Source organism: Hydrogenophilus thermoluteolus (assembly GCF_003574215.1).
In the GTDB taxonomy this organism is placed as follows: Bacteria; Pseudomonadota; Gammaproteobacteria; order Burkholderiales; family Rhodocyclaceae; genus Hydrogenophilus; species Hydrogenophilus thermoluteolus.
Map to the genome: position 1 here is coordinate 220,001 of NZ_AP018558.1, position 16,039 is coordinate 236,039.

The window sequence follows — 16,039 nt, forward strand, 5'->3', positions numbered from 1 at the left end:
GCTATTGAGGTAGCGCGTCGCATGGACGCTTGCGGGGGTAGAGCACTGTCATCGTTGGGGGGGTCACTGCGATCTACCCCGCGATAGCAAACTCCGAATACCGCAAAGCGATGTGCGGCAGACAGACACCGGGTGCTAACGTCCGGTGTCGAGAGGGAAACAACCCAGACCGCCAGCTAAGGCCCCCAATGCGTGGCTAAGTGGGAAACGAAGTGGGAAGGCTAAGACAGCTAGGAGGTTGGCTTAGAAGCAGCCACCCTTTAAAGAAAGCGTAATAGCTCACTAGTCGAGTCGTTCTGCGCGGAAGATGTAACGGGGCTCAAGCCACGAGCCGAAGCTGCGGATGCACACAGCAATGTGTGCGTGGTAGGGGAGCGTTCGGTAAGCCTGCGAAGGTGTGTCGAGAGGCACGCTGGAGGTATCCGAAGTGCGAATGCTGACATGAGTAGCGATAAAAGGGGTGAAAAGCCCCTTCGCCGAAAGCCCAAGGTTTCCGACGCAACGTTCATCGGCGTCGGGTTAGTCGGCCCCTAAGGCGAGGCCGAAAGGCGTAGTCGATGGGAAACGGGTCAATATTCCCGTACCACCTTGCAATGCGATGGGGGGACGAAGAAGGGTAGCGCCGCCAGGTGTTGGACGCCCTGGTCTAAGCCGGTAGTCAGGCTGGGTAGGCAAATCCGCCCGGCAACGACGAGAGGTGACGGGGCGAAGAGCTTCGGTTCTTCGCTAGGCGCGATCCCAAGCTTCCAGGAAAAGCCTCTAAGCTTCAGTTGCAAGGTGACCGTACCGCAAACCGACACAGGTGGGCTGGTGTCAAAGCACCAAGGCGCTTGAGAGAACCCAGCAGAAGGAACTCGGCAAATTGACACCGTAACTTCGGGAGAAGGTGTGCCCCTGAGCGTGTAAGGGCTTGCCCCTGAAGCGCTTGGGGGTCGCAGAGAATCGGGGGCTGCGACTGTTTACTAAAAACACAGCACTCTGCAAAGACGAAAGTCGACGTATAGGGTGTGACGCCTGCCCGGTGCCGGAAGGTTAAGTGATGGGGTGCAAGCTCCTGATCGAAGCCCCGGTAAACGGCGGCCGTAACTATAACGGTCCTAAGGTAGCGAAATTCCTTGTCGGGTAAGTTCCGACCTGCACGAATGGCGTAACGGTGGCCCCACTGTCTCCTGCTGGGACTCAGCGAAATTGAAGTGGTTGTGAAGATGCAATCTACCCGCGGCTAGACGGAAAGACCCCATGAACCTTTACTGCAGCTTTGCATTGGACTTTGATGTGGCCTGTGTAGGATAGGTGGGAGGCAAAGAAGCCGAGGCGCCAGCTTCGGTGGAGCCGTCCTTGAAATACCACCCTGGCCCCATCGAGGTTCTAACCGCGGTGGGTGCATCCCCACCCGGGACCGTGCATGGCAGGCAGTTTGACTGGGGCGGTCTCCTCCCAAAAGGTAACGGAGGAGCACGAAGGTACGCTTGGCGCGGTCGGAAATCGCGCTGTACGTGCAAGGGCATAAGCGTGCTTGACTGCAAGGCCCACAAGCCGAGCAGGTGCGAAAGCAGGTCCTAGTGATCCGGTGGTCCCGCATGGAAGGGCCATCGCTCAACGGATAAAAGGTACTCTGGGGATAACAGGCTGATACCGCCCAAGAGTTCACATCGACGGCGGTGTTTGGCACCTCGATGTCGGCTCATCTCATCCTGGGGCTGTAGTCGGTCCCAAGGGTATGGCTGTTCGCCATTTAAAGAGGTACGTGAGCTGGGTTTAAAACGTCGTGAGACAGTTTGGTCCCTATCTGCCGTGGGCGTAGGAAGTTTGAGGGGAGCTGCTCCTAGTACGAGAGGACCGGAGTGGACGCACCTCTGGTGTACCGGTTGTCACGCCAGTGGCACCGCCGGGTAGCTAAGTGCGGAAGAGATAAGCGCTGAAAGCATCTAAGCGCGAAACTCGCCCCAAGATGAGACTTCCCGATCAGGGCCGTGGAAGACCACCACGTTGATAGGCGGCATGTGTAAGCGCTGCAAGGCGTTGAGCTGAGCCGTACTAATTGCCCGACCGGCTTGATCCTATGGCCGTAACGCCACATAAACCCACACAGACATCACCCAAAACGCACCCCCTACCTAAAACCCACACGCCGTTCCAAAGCGTCACACCAGCTTCGAGTCTGACGACCATAGCGCCTTGGCACCACGCCTTCCCATCCCGAACAGGACCGTGAAACAAGGCAGCGCCGATGATACTGAGGAACACTCCTCGGGAAAGTAGGTCATCGTCAGACTCAACCCAACAACCCAAACCAGTCAAACCCAAACACCAAACGCCCATCCCAAAAGATGGGCGCTTGACGTTTACGTGGCGATCTTCCTGACCCCCTAAGCATAACTGAAGACAGGGAAACTTGTACAATTCGAAGCGGTGTGATTTACCCGTGAGTTCATGTCATAAATGGATTTTCGCACGCGGTTCCTTGCGTACTACCGCTATTTGAAAACGACGGACCGGAAGTGGTACCGCCATTCGATCGCCGTGCTGCTGATCATCAGCGGTCTCCTCGGTTTTCTTCCGGTTCTCGGTTTTTGGATGTTACCGCTGGGGTTGAGTCTGTTGGCAGTCGATTTCCCGATCGTGCGTCGGTTCGTCCGCCGCACGTACGTGGCTTTGGGGCGAACGATCGTCAAGATTCGGCAGCGGTTGCGGCGTTAGTTGTCGCTGCTTTTCCCCGCCGCTCCCAGGCATAGGGTTGGTAGGCGGGGCTGAGCGGCGTATTGGCCAGGTGGTTGGTGAAGTTGCTCATTACTTTTTGCGCGACCCCAAGAATCACGTCGAGCAGCTGGCGAGGACCGTAACCCGCGGCTTCGAAGCGCGCCAGTGTTTCCGGTGAGACGTTCCCGCGGTTGAGGAGGAGTTCGCGGGTGATCGCACGCAACGCTTCAAGCCGTTCGTTGGGGAGCGGCGTTTCGTCGCGCAACGCGTCGATGATTTCGGGTGCGATTCCCATCTTCTTCGCGATGATCGTGTGTGCGGGAACGCAGTAGTGGCATTCGTGCTCCACATTCACGGTCATCCACACGACGGTCTTCTCTTCTGGGGTGAGCGAGCTCGCCAAGAAGAGTTCGTGCAGTTTTTGGTAGCCCTCGAGGAGTTGCGGCGATTCCGCCATGATCGCATGCAAGGCGGGCAGGACGCCGAATGCTTTGATCGAATTTTCGATGAGCGGTTTGGAAGCTTCAGGGGCGCTTTCCGGGGTGTGGAGGGGAAATTGCATTGCATTGCTCCTGTTTGTGGTGAAGGTCCATGCATTATACTTGCACTTGAACGATCGTTCAAGTGATAATCTCCTAACACGACAATCGAGCAGCGACTATGAAACGAGAACGGAGTGAAATCGTCGATCAGGCAATGCGCCTTTTTTGGGCGCGCGGTTTTCATGGGACGTCGATGCGTGATTTGCAACAGGTGCTCGACTTGCGCCCCGGGAGCATCTATGCCGCATTCGGCAGTAAGGAAGGACTCTTTCGCGAGGTGTTGCGGTACTATACCCAGGGTGGGCAGACGTTGCTGCGTCGTTTGCGGGGCGAAACGGGCTCACCGCTTACCGCGATCGAGCGCTATTTCCAGACCGTAGTGTTGGAGCTGCGACACCGTGCGCCCAACCCGCAGTGCTTGTTGGTGAAGTCGCTGCTCGAGTTGAGCGACGACGAAGAGGGCGAGTTGGTGGTCGAGGTGCGCAACCATCTCAAGGGCATGCAGGGCTGTTTTGCCGAATTGCTCCGGGAAGCGCAGGCGAACGGGGAGATTCCCCGCGAACTCGATCCGGATCGAACCGCGCACTATTTGCAGGTGCAATTGATGGGGCTGCGCAGTTACGCGCGGTTGAGCGAAGACGAAGCGGTGATCGGCGCGGTGATGCAGGATCTCTTCGCGCGTTTGCGGCGCGGTGATCTTCCCACCGTGGCGCGGCCAGTTTGCCACTGATGGGCCATACCCCAAGTGAGGGAGGTGACGATGGAGGCGGTTGTCGATCGGGCGCGCGCCTGGGCGCAGACGGAACGCCATTTCGAAGTCGATGCCGAGCAACTCCGCGCGTGCTTGCTCGCGGTGTTGCCAGCGGATCGGGTGTTGCGTGCCCCTGAAGAGTTGATCCCATACGAATGTGACGGCTTGTCGGTGTTTCGCGCACAGCCACTGGCGGTAGTGCTGCCGCAGTCGGAAGACGAAGTGGTTGCGGTGCTCAAGGTGTGTCACGAGATGGGGGTGCCGGTGGTGCCACGCGGCGCGGGCACGGGGTTGTCCGGTGGGGCGATGCCCCATCCGCAAGGGGTGGTGCTCTCGTTGGCGCGCTTGAACCGGATTCTGGCGATCGACCCGGTCGCGCGAACGGCTCGGGTGCAGCCAGGCGTGCGCAATTTGGCGATCAGTGAAGCAGTGGCGCCCTACGGGCTTTACTATGCGCCCGACCCATCGTCACAAATCGCGTGCACGATCGGGGGGAACGTTGCCGAAAACTCGGGTGGCGTGCACTGTTTGAAGTATGGCTTGACGGTCCATAACGTGCTTGCGGTGCGTGGGTTTACGGCAAGTGGCGAACCCGTGGCGTTTGGGAGTGTTGCGCCCGACGCGCCGGGTTATGACCTTCTGGCGCTGACGATCGGTTCGGAAGGGATGCTTGCGGTGGTCACCGAAATCACCGTGCGCCTCTTGCCCAAACCGGTCGTGGCGAAGTGTCTTTTGGCCGCGTTCGATTCGGTTCGAGCCGCCGGGGAAGCGGTTGCGGCGGTGATTGCGGCGGGGATCATTCCCGCGGGGCTGGAGATGATGGATCGTGGCGCGACGGTGGCGGTGGAGGATTTCATCCACGCGGGGTATCCCACCGACGCGGAAGCGCTGTTGCTGTGTGAAGCCGATGGGACCGAAGCCGAGGTGGCCGAAGAGATCGCGCGGATGAAAGCGGTGTTGGAGGCGCACGGGGCCACAGAAATCCGTGTTTCCCGCGACGAGGCGGAGCGGCTGCGCTTCTGGGCGGGGCGCAAAGCGGCGTTTCCCGCGGCCGGACGTATTTCGGCCGACTACTACTGCATGGATGGCACCATCCCGCGCCGCGCGATCGGTGCGATGCTTGAAGCGATACGTGAAATGGAGTCACGCTACGGATTGCGTTGCCTCAATGTCTTTCACGCCGGGGATGGCAATTTGCACCCGCTGATCCTGTTCGATGCCAATGTCCCCGGGGAATGGGAGCGTGCCGAGGCGTTCGGGGCGGAAATTCTCGAACGCTCGGTGGCGCTGGGGGGGACGATCACGGGAGAACACGGCGTCGGAGTCGAGAAGATCAACCAGATGTGCGTGCAATTCACGCCTGAAGAGCGCGAGGCCTTTTTCCAGATCAAAGCGGCATTCGACCCGGACGGTGTGTTGAATCCGGGAAAAGCGATCCCGACGCTTCACCGTTGTGCCGAGTATGGCAAGATGCGCGTCTCTGGCGGGGCGTTGCCGTTTCCCGAGCTTCCCCGTTTTTGAGTGACTGGGGCATGGTATGACAGACGAAACCCAACAGCGCATCATCTCTGAGTGGCAGGAACGATTGCATACGGCACGCGAACGGCGCCAACCCGTCCGTATCCGCGGCGGCGGGAGCAAAACGCACTTGCCGTGGTGTGGGATACCCGATGACGCCCTGGTGATCGATACGCGCGCGTTACGTGGTGTCGAGCGCTACGAACCCACCGAATTGGTGGTGACGGTGCGCGGCGGAACTCCGCTTGCCGAGGTCGAGGCGCTTCTTGCCGAGCGCAATCAGTGGTTGCCCTTTGCCCCACCGCGTTTTCATGCCGGAACGACGATTGGCGGTGTCGTCGCGAGCGGCCTGTCCGGCCCGACCCGCCTTGGGCACGGAACGGTGCGCGACGCGGTGCTGGGGATTCGGTTGCTCGATGGCCGGGGGCGTGTGTTGCGTTTTGGCGGCGAAGTGATGAAGAACGTCGCCGGGTATGACGTGTCGCGGCTCTTGGTTGGGTCGTGGGGCACGCTGGGCGTGCTGCTTTCGGTTTCGCTCAAGGTGTCGCCCGTGCCACCGGCATCGGCAACCCGCCGTTTCGCGATGACGGCTGTGGAGGCGAGTAGGCAACTCAACCGCTGGGCGGGGCAGCCGTTGCCGCTTTCGGCAGCGCTGTGGGCAGACGGGACGCTTTGGGTGCAACTGCGTGGCGCAAGAGCGGCGGTCGAGGAAGCTGGGGTGCAGCTCGGGGGCGAGGCGGTGGCAGACGATGAAGCCGACGCGTTGTGGCAGCGTGTGCGCGACCACCACGAAGCGCTTTGGACGGTTTCCGACGGCATGGTGTTGTGGCGCTTGGCGGTACCGCCCACGGCGCCGATCACCGAGGTGGGTGCCCGTTTCTGGTTCGAAGGCACGGGCGGCATTCGCTGGGTGGTCGCGCCGCCGGACTGGGATGGGTTCGCGTATGCCGCGCAACTGGGCGGCTGGGCGTGGCGGTGGCAAGGCGCAGCGTCGCGCTGGATGAACGCGCGGCCTGAAACGGTAGCGGCGATCGAAGCGCGCGTGCGCGACGTGTTCGACCCCGATCGCCTCTTCGGTGATGGCCCGTTCGGGGAGGGTTGAGCGATGCAGACCCATCTCGCGCCATTTGCCCAAGCGTTGCCGGAAGCGGCAGAAGCCGAGGCGATTCTGCGCAAATGCGTCCATTGCGGATTCTGTACCGCAACCTGTCCCACCTACCAGCTGTTGGGGGACGAGCTCGACGGGCCGCGGGGGCGTATCTACCAGATCAAAATGGTGCTCGAAGGGGCGCCGGCAACGCGCACGATCCAGCACCATTTGGATCGCTGTTTGACGTGCCGATCGTGCGAAACCACTTGTCCGTCTGGAGTGACCTATCACCGGTTGCTCGACATCGGGCGTGCGGTGGTCGATGCTCAGGTGCCCCGGCCAAAGGGAGAAGCGTGGGTACGCAAAGCGTTGGCATGGGGACTGACCAACCGGCCGCTTTTCACCGCGGCGCTGCGCGTTGGTCAAGCGGTGCGGCCGCTTCTGCCCAAAACGCTCGCACAACAGGTGCCGCCTAAGGAGGCCCCTGGGCCGTGGCCGGTCCGCGACCATCCGCGGCGTATGTGGGTCGTGACCGGCTGCGTGCAACCGGCGCTGAAACCGGGGATCAACGCGGCAACCGCCCGGCTTTTCGACGCGCTGGGGATTACGCTGACGCCTGCGCCCGACGCCGGTTGTTGCGGCGCAGTCGAGCACCATTTGGGAGAAAACGAAAAGGCACTGGCGCGCGCACGGCGTCATATCGATTGGTGGTGGCCGAAGCTCCATTCAGGCGAAATCGAAGGGGTAGTGGTCACCGCTAGCGGTTGTGGAGCGCACGTCCGCGACTATGCCGCGCTGTTGGCGCACGACCCCGCGTACGCGGAAAAGGCGCGTTTCGTCGTCGAGCGGGTGTGGGACCCCAGCGAGGTGGTGGCGCGCTTCGAGGCGGATCTGTTGGCGCGTCTGGGTTCGGTGCCGCCCGGTTCGCGCGGGGTGGTCGCATTTCATGCGCCCTGTACGCTTCAGCACGGACTCAAGGTGCGCGGCGTGGTGGAACGGTTGCTGACGCAGGCCGGTTGGGTGGTGCCGCCCGTGCGCGACGCTCACCTCTGTTGTGGTTCGGCCGGCACCTACAGCCTCTTGCAACGCGAAATCAGTGCGGCGCTCAAAGCGAACAAATTAGAAGCGCTGGCGGAAACGCGAGGGCAGGTGATCGCGACGGCCAATATCGGCTGTTTGGTCCATCTGCAAAGCGGTACGGCGTTGCCGGTGAAGCACTGGGTCGAGTTGCTCGCCGAGGCGTTGCCGTCTGCTGCGTAGGAGATTGACGTGGCGCAATGGCAGTTTACGAAGATGCACGGGCTGGGCAACGACTTCGTCGTGCTCGATGCGGTGCGTCAAGCGATCGCGCTCACCCCTGATCTGGCGCGACGGATCGCGGACCGGGCGTTTGGGATCGGGTGCGATCAGATCCTGCTGGTCGAGCCGCCCCCGGACGAGACGGTCGATTTTCGCTACCGGATTTTCAACGCCGATGGGGGCGAAGTCGAACAGTGCGGGAACGGGGCGCGCTGTTTTGCCCGTTTCGTCTTCGATACGGGGCTGACGCAAAAACGGGTGATCCGCGTGCTGACCCGTTCCGGTGTGATCGCGCCGCGGCTCAACGACGACGGTTCGGTGACGGTCGATATGGGGCCACCGCGTTTTTTGCCGTCGGAAATTCCGTTCGTGCCGCAGGCGGCAGACCCGGAGTCTGCCGAGGCGTGGGCGACGTTGCGTTCAGCTGATGCCGCGCCCGCAGTGACCCCGTTGCGGGTCGGTGACGAGCGGTTGCTGGTGAGCGTCGTCTCGATGGGCAACCCCCATGTGGTGCTCGTGGTCGGGGATGTGCGCACCGCGCCGGTTGCGACGCTGGGGCCAGCGATCGAGCGTCACCCCGCATTTCCGGCGCGGGTCAATGTCGGGTTCATGGAGGTGGTGACGCCGCAGCGGATTCGCTTGCGGGTTTTCGAACGCGGCGCCGGCGAAACGTTGGCTTGTGGCACAGGGGCATGTGCTGCGGTGGTAGCTGGAATTCGCCGCGGTTTGCTGCAAAGTCCCGTGACGGTGGAGACACGCGGCGGGACGCTGACCGTTGCGTGGGCAGGGGGGCATGCACCTCAGACTGAGCCGGTGTGGATGACCGGGCCAGCCGTGACGGTCTTTCACGGTACGTTCGATCCGGATCAACTCGTGCCACGCCCCACATGGGACGTGGCACCAGAGCCGCGTTGACGTCAGGCGATGGGCAGACAGCGACCACGGCGTGTGCGTAACGCCCGTTTGCGGCGGCGGCGTGCAGTAACCGCTAGGGTTGCGCTTTCTGCGCGCGCAGTGAAGCGCTATCTTGCCGACCATCCTACTTTTTTCCTGCGGGAAGTTGAGTGGCTGGCAACCCTGCGCTTGCCGGACGGCACGCCAGCGGATGTGATCTCGTTGGTGCACCGTCAAGCCACCCGTTTGCGCCACGAACGCGACCGTTTGGCGGCACAATTGGCCGAATGGGAAGCGATTGCGCGTGCCAACGACCGGTTGGCGCGTCAGGTGGTCGTGCTGCTGGTGGCGTTGCACAGCGCGCTGACCCCGCAGGCGGTGCGCGAAACCGTGCTGGCGTGGGCGACGCGTGAGTTTGCGTTTCCGTGTGTGCGTTGGTGTGAGACGCTGCCACGCTCCTTGCGGCGGTGGTTGGGGCTGCGCCCGTTACGCGCTGCGGCGTTGCCACCAGATGCGACCTTGACGGCGTGGTTGGGTGATGCTTACGGGTCGGCGGCGCTTTTGGTGATCGAAGAGGGGCATTGGTTGCTGTTTGCGCACACGGCCTCGGACTATTTCGACGAACGCAACGGTGTCCTTTTCTTGGAGCAGGTCCGGGCGGGGATCCGCGCCGCGTGGGCACGGGTCCAAGGAGCGGGGCGAACAGAGGACGCAGCACGGGGGGCAGGTGGCGCGACGTTCGATTTGTGACGATGGGCGCGTCGGGCAGGTAACGCCGCGGACGGGCGCAGCGCCGGGCGCGTTGGACGGTGTGCCGCCGCTTATCGCGGCGTGGTTGGACTATCTTGCGGTCGTGCGCCGCGTTTCAGCGTACACGCATGCGGCGTACGCGCGGGAGATCGCGCACCTCGTGGCGCTCTGCAACGGGGCGCTTGGCGAGGTGACCCCTGCTGCGGTCCGCAAAGCGATCGGCACGGCGCACGAAGCGGGGTTGGCGCCCCGGTCGCTGGCGCGGCGCTTGTCGGCGTGGCGCGCTTTTTACCGCTGGGCATGTACGCATGGCCATTTGGCGGTCGATCCCACCGTTGGGGTTCGGCCACCGAAAAGCGATCGCCTCTTGCCGAAAGCGTTGCCCGTGGATGAAGCAGTGCGCTTTCTCGACGCACTGAGCGCGGCCCGTCCGCCGCGTGCGCCACAGCAACCGGACGGCATACGCGCGGAAGCCCTCTGGGCACGTGACCGTGCGCTGTTCGAGCTCCTCTATGGGTGCGGCTTGCGGGTGGGCGAGTTGGTTGCGCTCGATTACGACGACCCCGAGTGCGACTGGGCGGCCGGACGGATCGTGGTGTTGGGCAAGCGTCGCAAACGGCGGTGGGTTCCGGTGGGCCGAATGGCGCGCGACGCGGTGCGGGAGTGGTTGCGCGTCCGTCCCGGGTTGGCAGCCGCCGATGAGCAAGCGCTCTTCGTCTCCGACCGTGGACGGCGTCTGTCACCGCAAGGGGTGGCGTCGCGGTTGGCCTACTGGTCGGAACGGCTCGGCGTGGGGCAGCGGCTGCATCCCCACATGTTGCGCCACAGTTTTGCGAGCCACTTGTTGCAGTCGAGCGGCGATCTGCGCGCAGTGCAAGAGCTGCTTGGCCACGCGTCGTTGGCGAGCACCCAGATCTACACGAAACTGGACGTGCAGCATCTGGCGCGGATTTACGACGCCGCACACCCACGCGCACGGCGCGGAGGGCGCGAAAGCGCGGTAGAATCGCCCCATGGCCGATCTGATTCTGAAACCGGGTAAAGAGCGCGCCGTCAAGGCGCGCCACCCTTGGATCTTTGCCCAAAGCGTCGCCAAAGTGGTGGGGCGCGTCGAAAACGGTGGCACGGTGCGCGTCTGTGCGCACGATGGTACGCCGCTCGCCCGCGCAGGCATTTCATTCACTTCTGGCATTCGGGCGCGCATCTGGCGTTTCGATCCGGATCAACCGGTGGATCACGCGTTTTTCCGTCGCCAGGTGGCGCAAGCCGTTGCTTGGCGCGCACGTTATCCGACATTGGCGGGCCAAAGCGGGGTGCGCTTGGTGCATGGCGAGGCCGACGGTCTGCCCGGTGTGATCGTCGACCGCTATGGGTCTGTCGCGGTCTTGCAGATCACCTTTGCGGGGGCGGAGCGTTGGCGTGACGTGATCGTCGAGGCGCTCGTTCGCGCCTGTCCCGATTTGTGTGCGGTGTATGAGCGCTCAGATTCTGAGGTACGCCAGCGCGAGGGGCTGGCGCCCCGTGTGGGGTTACTCTGGGGTACGCTGCCCGAGACGGTGTCGATCGACGAGTATGGGGTGCGTTTTGCCGTCGATATCGCAGGCGGGCACAAGACGGGGTTTTATCTCGATCAGCGCGAAAACCGGCGTCTGGTGCAACAGCTCGCAAGTGGCCTGCGGGTGCTCAACACCTTCTGTTATACCGGGGGGTTTTCGTTGCACGCGCTCAAAGGGGGGGCACAAGAGGTCTGGTCGGTCGACTCCAGCGCGCCTGCGCTCACGTGGTTGAAAAAAAACCTGGCGCTCAACGCCGCACTGCCGACGGATCGTTCCCGTGTGCTCGAAGCGGACGTCTTTTCGGGGCTGCGGGAATGGCTGCAGGCAGGCGAGCAGTTCGACTTGGTGATCCTGGATCCGCCGAAATTCGCGCCGTCGGCAGCGCACGTGCCCAAAGCGAAGCGCGCGTATCGGGATATCAACCTCTTTGGGATGCGTCTGGTGCGTCCCGGCGGGTACTTGATGACCTATTCCTGTTCCGGCGGGATCGGCGTCGAGGAGTTTCAGGCGCTCATCGCAACGTGCGCGGCAGAGAACCGTCGCAGTGGCCAGATCGTTGCCCGCTTGAGTGCGGGGGCGGACCACCCGATCGGTCTGGGTGCGCCAGAGGGCGAATATCTCAAAGGGTTGCTGGTGCGGCTCGACTGACCGGTTTTTTGTGCCAGATCAAAGCATTGTCTGGCGTTTTGTGGTACGATCGCCCGCTTTTCTGGAACGTTTGCGCGGAGGTCTGTGATGGGGCAGCTGCAATTTCCGGTTTCCTGGTATTTCGACGAGGCGCTCTACCAGAAAGAGCTCGAGGTGCTGTTCAAAAACGGGCCGGGGTACCTCGGGCACGAACTGATGGTGCCGGAGGTGGGGTGCTACCGGGCGCTCGAGCAGTTCGACGAAGGGATGGCGCTCGTGCGTGACCGCGACGGGGTGCATCTGCTTTCCAATATCTGCCGCCATCGCCAAGCGATCATGCTGCGCGGTAGTGGCAAAACCGAACAGATCGTCTGTCCGTTGCACCGGTGGAGTTACGCGCTCGATGGGAAGTTGATCGGCGCGCCCCATTTCCCGGAGAATCCGTGCCTCAATTTGACGCGCGAGGCGGTGCAGAATTGGCACGGGCTGTTGTTCCGCGGGCCGCGCGACGTGCGCGCCGATTTGGCCGATATGAAGCCGCAGTTCGCGGACCGGTTCGACTTTTCCGGGTACAAGCTCGATCGGGTGGTGGCGCACGAATGCCATTACAACTGGAAGACGTTCGTCGAGGTCTATCTCGAGGATTACCATGTGGTGCCGTTCCACCCGGGGCTGGGGAATTTCGTCGATTGCGACCAGCTCGAGTGGCAGTTCGGCAAGTGGTATTCGGTCCAACGGGTGGGGATCACTTCACTGGCGCGTGCGGGTTCTCCAACCTACGAAAAGTGGCACCAGGCGGTGTTGGCCCACTATAATGGGCAACTGCCAAAGGATGGGGCGATTTGGTTGATGTACTACCCCAACGTGATGGTGGAGTGGTACCCCCATTCGCTGGTGGTGAGTACGCTCTGGCCGCAGGGCGTTGACAAGACGTTGAATTTGGTCGAGTTCTACTACCCCGAAGCGATCGTCGAATTCGAGCGCGAATTCGTCGAAGCCGAACAGGCTGCCTACATGGAGACGGCGGTAGAGGACGACGAGATTGCCGAACGGATGGACCGGGGTCGGAAGGTGTTGTGGCAAGAGGGACGCAACGAAGTGGGGCCCTATCAGTCGCCGTACGAAGACGGGATGCCGCACTTCCACGCGTTCTATCGGCGGGTGATGGCGGAACATCTCAAGGAGTAGAGGCCGAAGGTGATCATCTTTGGTATCGATGCCGCGCAGCAACACCAAACGCTCGCGGCATTTTTTTCGTTACCGGACAATCTGGCGCTGACGTTGGACGCGGAAAACCGCATTACTGCGGCAAGCGCCGGGCTGCTGGCGCTCATCGGCGTTGACGAACGCGGGGTATTGGGACAGCCGTTCACGGCTCTGCTCTTCGACGCGGACCGCTCAGCCGTGGCGGCACGGTTGCAGGAGGCGCGTGAACAGGGCGAGACGGTGCGCTTTTCTGCGCGGTTGCGCTGCGGCGACGAACGCTTCGTTGGCCTGGCCTGGTCGGTGATCCAAGCGGGCTCCGAAGGGTGGTTGGTGCTCTCGGCGCACGAAGTGGGCGTCAACCTCGACAACGCGGCGCGACTTTCCCCCGAACTGACCGATCGGTTGACCGGGTTGCCGGCACTTTCGCTCTTTTTGCAGCGGGTCGATCATGGGCTGCAGCGCCTGCGACGCAACCCGTCCGCGCGTTTTGCCGTGGTGAGTCTTGGGCTCGACCGCTTTCATTTGGTGAACCACCGCTTCGGTTACTGGGCGGGTGATTTGCTGCTCACTGAAGTGGCGCATCGCCTCCAGCGCAATGTCCGGCCTACCGACTTGGTGTCACGGGTTGGGGGCGACGAATTCTGCGTGTTGCTGGAAGATGTCCGCGATGTCGCGGCGCCCCTGCGCGTGGTGCAGCGGTGGCGGGAGCAGGTGGCGGTGCCGTTTCGCGTCGGCAACCACGAGCTTTCTTGGGGCTTTTCCGCCGGTGTCGCGGTGGTCGATCAGTCGGCATTGTCTGGGGAAACGTCTCTTTCGAGCGAAGCGATCCTGTCGGAAGCGCAGCTGGCGATGCGCGAAGCGAAGCGTCAGGGGGGTGCAGCGACGGTGATCTCCGACCCGGCGCTTCATCTCACGGTACAGCAACAGTTCGAAACGGAAGCCGAATTGCGTGCCGCGATCGAACAGGATGCGTTCGAGCCCTATTACCAGCCGATCGTCGACCTGGAAACGCGCGCCGTGGTGGGGTTCGAGGCGTTGGTGCGCTGGTGCCATCCGCGGCGCGGTGTGTTGCCGCCAGCCGCGTTCCTCGAGGTTGCCGAAACGAGTGGGCTGATCGACGCGATCGGCAAACAGGTGATCGAAAAGGCGCTCGCTACGCTGCGCACCTGGCATGAGGCACTGGGTCGGGCGACCCTTACGATCGCCGTGAATGTTTCGCCGCGGCAGCTGTGTGCGCCCGGTTTTGTCGAGTGGTTGCTGGCTGCGGTCACGAAGTGTGGCGTACCGCCCGAAACGGTGAAGGTGGAGATCACCGAGTCGGCGGTACTCGACCAGGGTGAGAAAACGCTCGCGATTCTTTCCCGGTTACGGGGCGTTGGGTTACAGGTGATGCTCGATGACTTCGGTACCGGTTTTTCGTCCCTTTCGTGCCTCTACCAGATCCCCGCGCAGGCGATCAAGATCGACCGCAGCTTTGTCGCGGTGATCGATACTCAGCGCGGGTACGATTTCGTCCGGGGGGTGGTCGATTTGGCGCATGCGCTGGGGCTCGACGTCGTGTGCGAAGGGGTCGAGACCGAAGCGCAACACGCGCAGGTGAAGGCGTTGGGGGCGCGCTGGGGGCAGGGGTATCTCTATTCACGTCCCGTGACTTCGGACCAGGCGTTGGCGATGCTGCTCTGTGGACAGTGAACCGTTCCTTGCCACGCGGTGAGCGGCCCGTATGGCGCGAACGCTGAGACGGCAAGGAGCAGTGTGAAACTCCCGGCAACGAGCGCAAACTGCACGCGATGCCAATGCGGCGGAGCGGTGTGTAGCGCATCGGCGCGGGCACGGCGGATCATCCGCCACCCTGCAACGGCAAGGAGTAACAGCGCGCTACCTGCCACGCGCGCCAAGAGCGGCGTCAGGAGCCAGCCGCATCCCGGCGCGAGCCGGTCCGGCATTTCGAACGACGGCGCAAAGAGCAGCAGGTACCCACCGGTGAACAAGGTAAAGAGCCAAGCGAGCGCCAGAAACGTGCGCATAGTCGCTCACGGTAATCGGCCAAGCTCGTCTGAAACGGGAAAAAGCGTGGGCTGGAGGGGTGCGTTGGCCTCTCCACGTCCTGAGGGCGGGGTCAGCCCGAAATGGCGATAGACCGCCGCGGTGGCGACGCGGCCGCGGGGGGTGCGCTGCAGGTAGCCCTGTTGGATCAAGTAGGGTTCGATCACGTCTTCGATCGTGTCGGGGGCTTCACCGATTGCCGCGGCGACGTTTTCCAAGCCGACCGGGCCGCCGTCGAAGCGTTCGATGATCGCGGTGAGGAGCTTTCGGTCCATCACGTCGAGCCCCAGCGGATCGACATCCAGAAGGGTCAAGGCCTCGTGCGCGATCGCAGCGGTGATCGTGCCGTTGGCTTTGACTTGGGCAAAGTCGCGAACGCGCCGCAGTAACCGGTTCGCGATGCGTGGGGTCCCGCGGGCACGGCGAGCGATTTCGAGCGCTCCGGCGTCGTCGATCGTTACCTGCAGGAGCCGCGCCGAGCGGAGCACGATCTGCTGCAGCTCTTCGGCGCTATAGAATTCGAGCCGCGCGACGATCCCGAAGCGGTCGCGCAGCGGGTTGGTGAGCATCCCGGCGCGGGTGGTCGCGCCCACGAGCGTAAAGGGGGCGACGTCGAGCTTGATCGAGCGCGCGGCGGGTCCTTCCCCGATCACGATATCGATCTGGTAGTCCTCCATCGCCGGGTAGAGGATCTCCTCCACCACGGGAGCGAGGCGGTGGATTTCGTCGATGAAGAGCACGTCACGGGGTTGCAATGTGGTGAGGATCGCGGCGAGGTCCCCTGCGCGTTCGAGCACCGGGCCGGAGGTTTGGTGAAACCCCACGCCGAGCTCTTCGGCGATGATGTGCGCCAGCGTCGTTTTCCCAAGGCCAGGTGGGCCAAAGAGCAAGACGTGATCGAGCGCATCGTTGCGTTGCCGCGCCGCTTCGATGAAGATCGCGAGCTGCTCGCGGGCCTTTCGTTGCCCGGTGTAGTCGCGCAACCACTTGGGCCGCAGGGCCCGTTCGAAGCGCTCGTCGCCTGCCAGCGGTTGGGGGGCGATCAGCCGCTCGTTCATCG

14 protein-coding genes and 2 rRNA genes (1 of these 16 only partly in view) are annotated in these 16,039 nt (G+C 62.8%); 13 read left to right on the plus strand and 3 right to left on the minus strand.

Annotation, left to right across the window (positions count from 1 at the left end):
• From HPTL_RS01000 to HPTL_RS01010, 3 genes are all read left to right on the plus strand, one after another.
• Positions 1–2,062: ribosomal RNA gene (locus HPTL_RS01000) — 23S ribosomal RNA — on the plus strand (it extends 812 nt beyond the left edge of the window).
• 98 nt (positions 2,063–2,160) lie between these two features.
• Positions 2,161–2,275 (plus strand): 5S ribosomal RNA (rrf, locus tag HPTL_RS01005).
• Between the two features lie 167 nt (positions 2,276–2,442).
• Complete coding sequence (locus tag HPTL_RS01010) at positions 2,443–2,700, plus strand: hypothetical protein (protein WP_197713724.1); 258 nt, start codon at positions 2,443–2,445, stop codon at positions 2,698–2,700.
• On the opposite strand, the gene HPTL_RS01015 is transcribed toward HPTL_RS01010, so the two are convergent.
• On the minus strand, positions 2,672–3,262 hold the full coding sequence (locus tag HPTL_RS01015; protein WP_119334306.1) for a carboxymuconolactone decarboxylase family protein: 591 nt from the start codon (positions 3,260–3,262) through the stop codon (positions 2,672–2,674). The genes HPTL_RS01010 and HPTL_RS01015 overlap by 29 nt on opposite strands.
• A 98-nt stretch (positions 3,263–3,360) precedes the next feature.
• Here HPTL_RS01015 and HPTL_RS01020 point away from each other — a divergent pair, with 98 nt between their 5' ends.
• The 10 genes from HPTL_RS01020 to HPTL_RS01065 all read left to right on the plus strand — a co-directional run bounded on the left by HPTL_RS01020 (position 3,361) and on the right by HPTL_RS01065 (position 14,625).
• Positions 3,361–3,972 (plus strand): TetR/AcrR family transcriptional regulator, encoded by a 612-nt coding sequence (locus tag HPTL_RS01020; protein ID WP_119334307.1) that lies wholly within the window; start codon positions 3,361–3,363, stop codon positions 3,970–3,972.
• Positions 3,973–4,002: 30 nt separating this feature from the next.
• Complete coding sequence (locus HPTL_RS01025; RefSeq protein WP_119334308.1) at positions 4,003–5,514, plus strand: FAD-linked oxidase C-terminal domain-containing protein; 1,512 nt, start codon at positions 4,003–4,005, stop codon at positions 5,512–5,514.
• Positions 5,515–5,530: 16 nt separating this feature from the next.
• On the plus strand, positions 5,531–6,613 hold the full coding sequence (gene glcE / locus HPTL_RS01030) for a glycolate oxidase subunit GlcE (protein ID WP_119334309.1): 1,083 nt from the start codon (positions 5,531–5,533) through the stop codon (positions 6,611–6,613).
• A gap of 3 nt (positions 6,614–6,616) precedes the next feature.
• Positions 6,617–7,861 (plus strand): glycolate oxidase subunit GlcF, encoded by a 1,245-nt coding sequence (gene glcF / locus HPTL_RS01035; RefSeq protein WP_119334310.1) that lies wholly within the window; start codon positions 6,617–6,619, stop codon positions 7,859–7,861.
• A gap of 33 nt (positions 7,862–7,894) precedes the next feature.
• A complete protein-coding gene (gene dapF, locus HPTL_RS01040) occupies positions 7,895–8,815 on the plus strand; it encodes a diaminopimelate epimerase (protein WP_119336012.1) in 921 nt (306 codons plus the stop codon).
• Between the two features lie 33 nt (positions 8,816–8,848).
• Positions 8,849–9,544 (plus strand): DUF484 family protein, encoded by a 696-nt coding sequence (locus tag HPTL_RS01045; RefSeq protein WP_170141233.1) that lies wholly within the window; start codon positions 8,849–8,851, stop codon positions 9,542–9,544.
• Positions 9,522–10,586: a tyrosine recombinase XerC gene (locus HPTL_RS01050; RefSeq protein WP_197713725.1), complete on the plus strand. Its 1,065-nt coding sequence runs from the start codon at positions 9,522–9,524 to the stop codon at positions 10,584–10,586. Before HPTL_RS01045 ends, HPTL_RS01050 begins: the two co-directional genes overlap by 23 nt.
• Positions 10,558–11,748, plus strand: a complete 1,191-nt coding sequence (locus tag HPTL_RS01055; protein ID WP_119334312.1) for a class I SAM-dependent rRNA methyltransferase — start codon at positions 10,558–10,560, stop codon at positions 11,746–11,748. Before HPTL_RS01050 ends, HPTL_RS01055 begins: the two co-directional genes overlap by 29 nt.
• Before the next feature lie 87 nt (positions 11,749–11,835).
• Positions 11,836–12,915 carry an aromatic ring-hydroxylating oxygenase subunit alpha gene (locus tag HPTL_RS01060; RefSeq protein WP_119334313.1) on the plus strand — a complete coding sequence of 360 codons (1,080 nt, stop codon included), beginning with the start codon at positions 11,836–11,838 and terminating at the stop codon, positions 12,913–12,915.
• 9 nt (positions 12,916–12,924) lie between these two features.
• Positions 12,925–14,625, plus strand: a complete 1,701-nt coding sequence (locus tag HPTL_RS01065; RefSeq protein ID WP_119334314.1) for a putative bifunctional diguanylate cyclase/phosphodiesterase — start codon at positions 12,925–12,927, stop codon at positions 14,623–14,625.
• Here HPTL_RS01065 and HPTL_RS01070 read toward each other — a convergent pair.
• Together HPTL_RS01070 and ruvB are read right to left on the minus strand one after the other, a co-directional pair.
• Positions 14,568–14,960 (minus strand): hypothetical protein, encoded by a 393-nt coding sequence (locus HPTL_RS01070; RefSeq protein ID WP_119334315.1) that lies wholly within the window; start codon positions 14,958–14,960, stop codon positions 14,568–14,570. The genes HPTL_RS01065 and HPTL_RS01070 overlap by 58 nt on opposite strands.
• 6 nt (positions 14,961–14,966) lie before the next feature.
• Complete coding sequence (ruvB, locus tag HPTL_RS01075) at positions 14,967–16,037, minus strand: Holliday junction branch migration DNA helicase RuvB (RefSeq protein WP_119334316.1); 1,071 nt, start codon at positions 16,035–16,037, stop codon at positions 14,967–14,969.
• Positions 16,038–16,039: the final 2 nt, after the last annotated feature.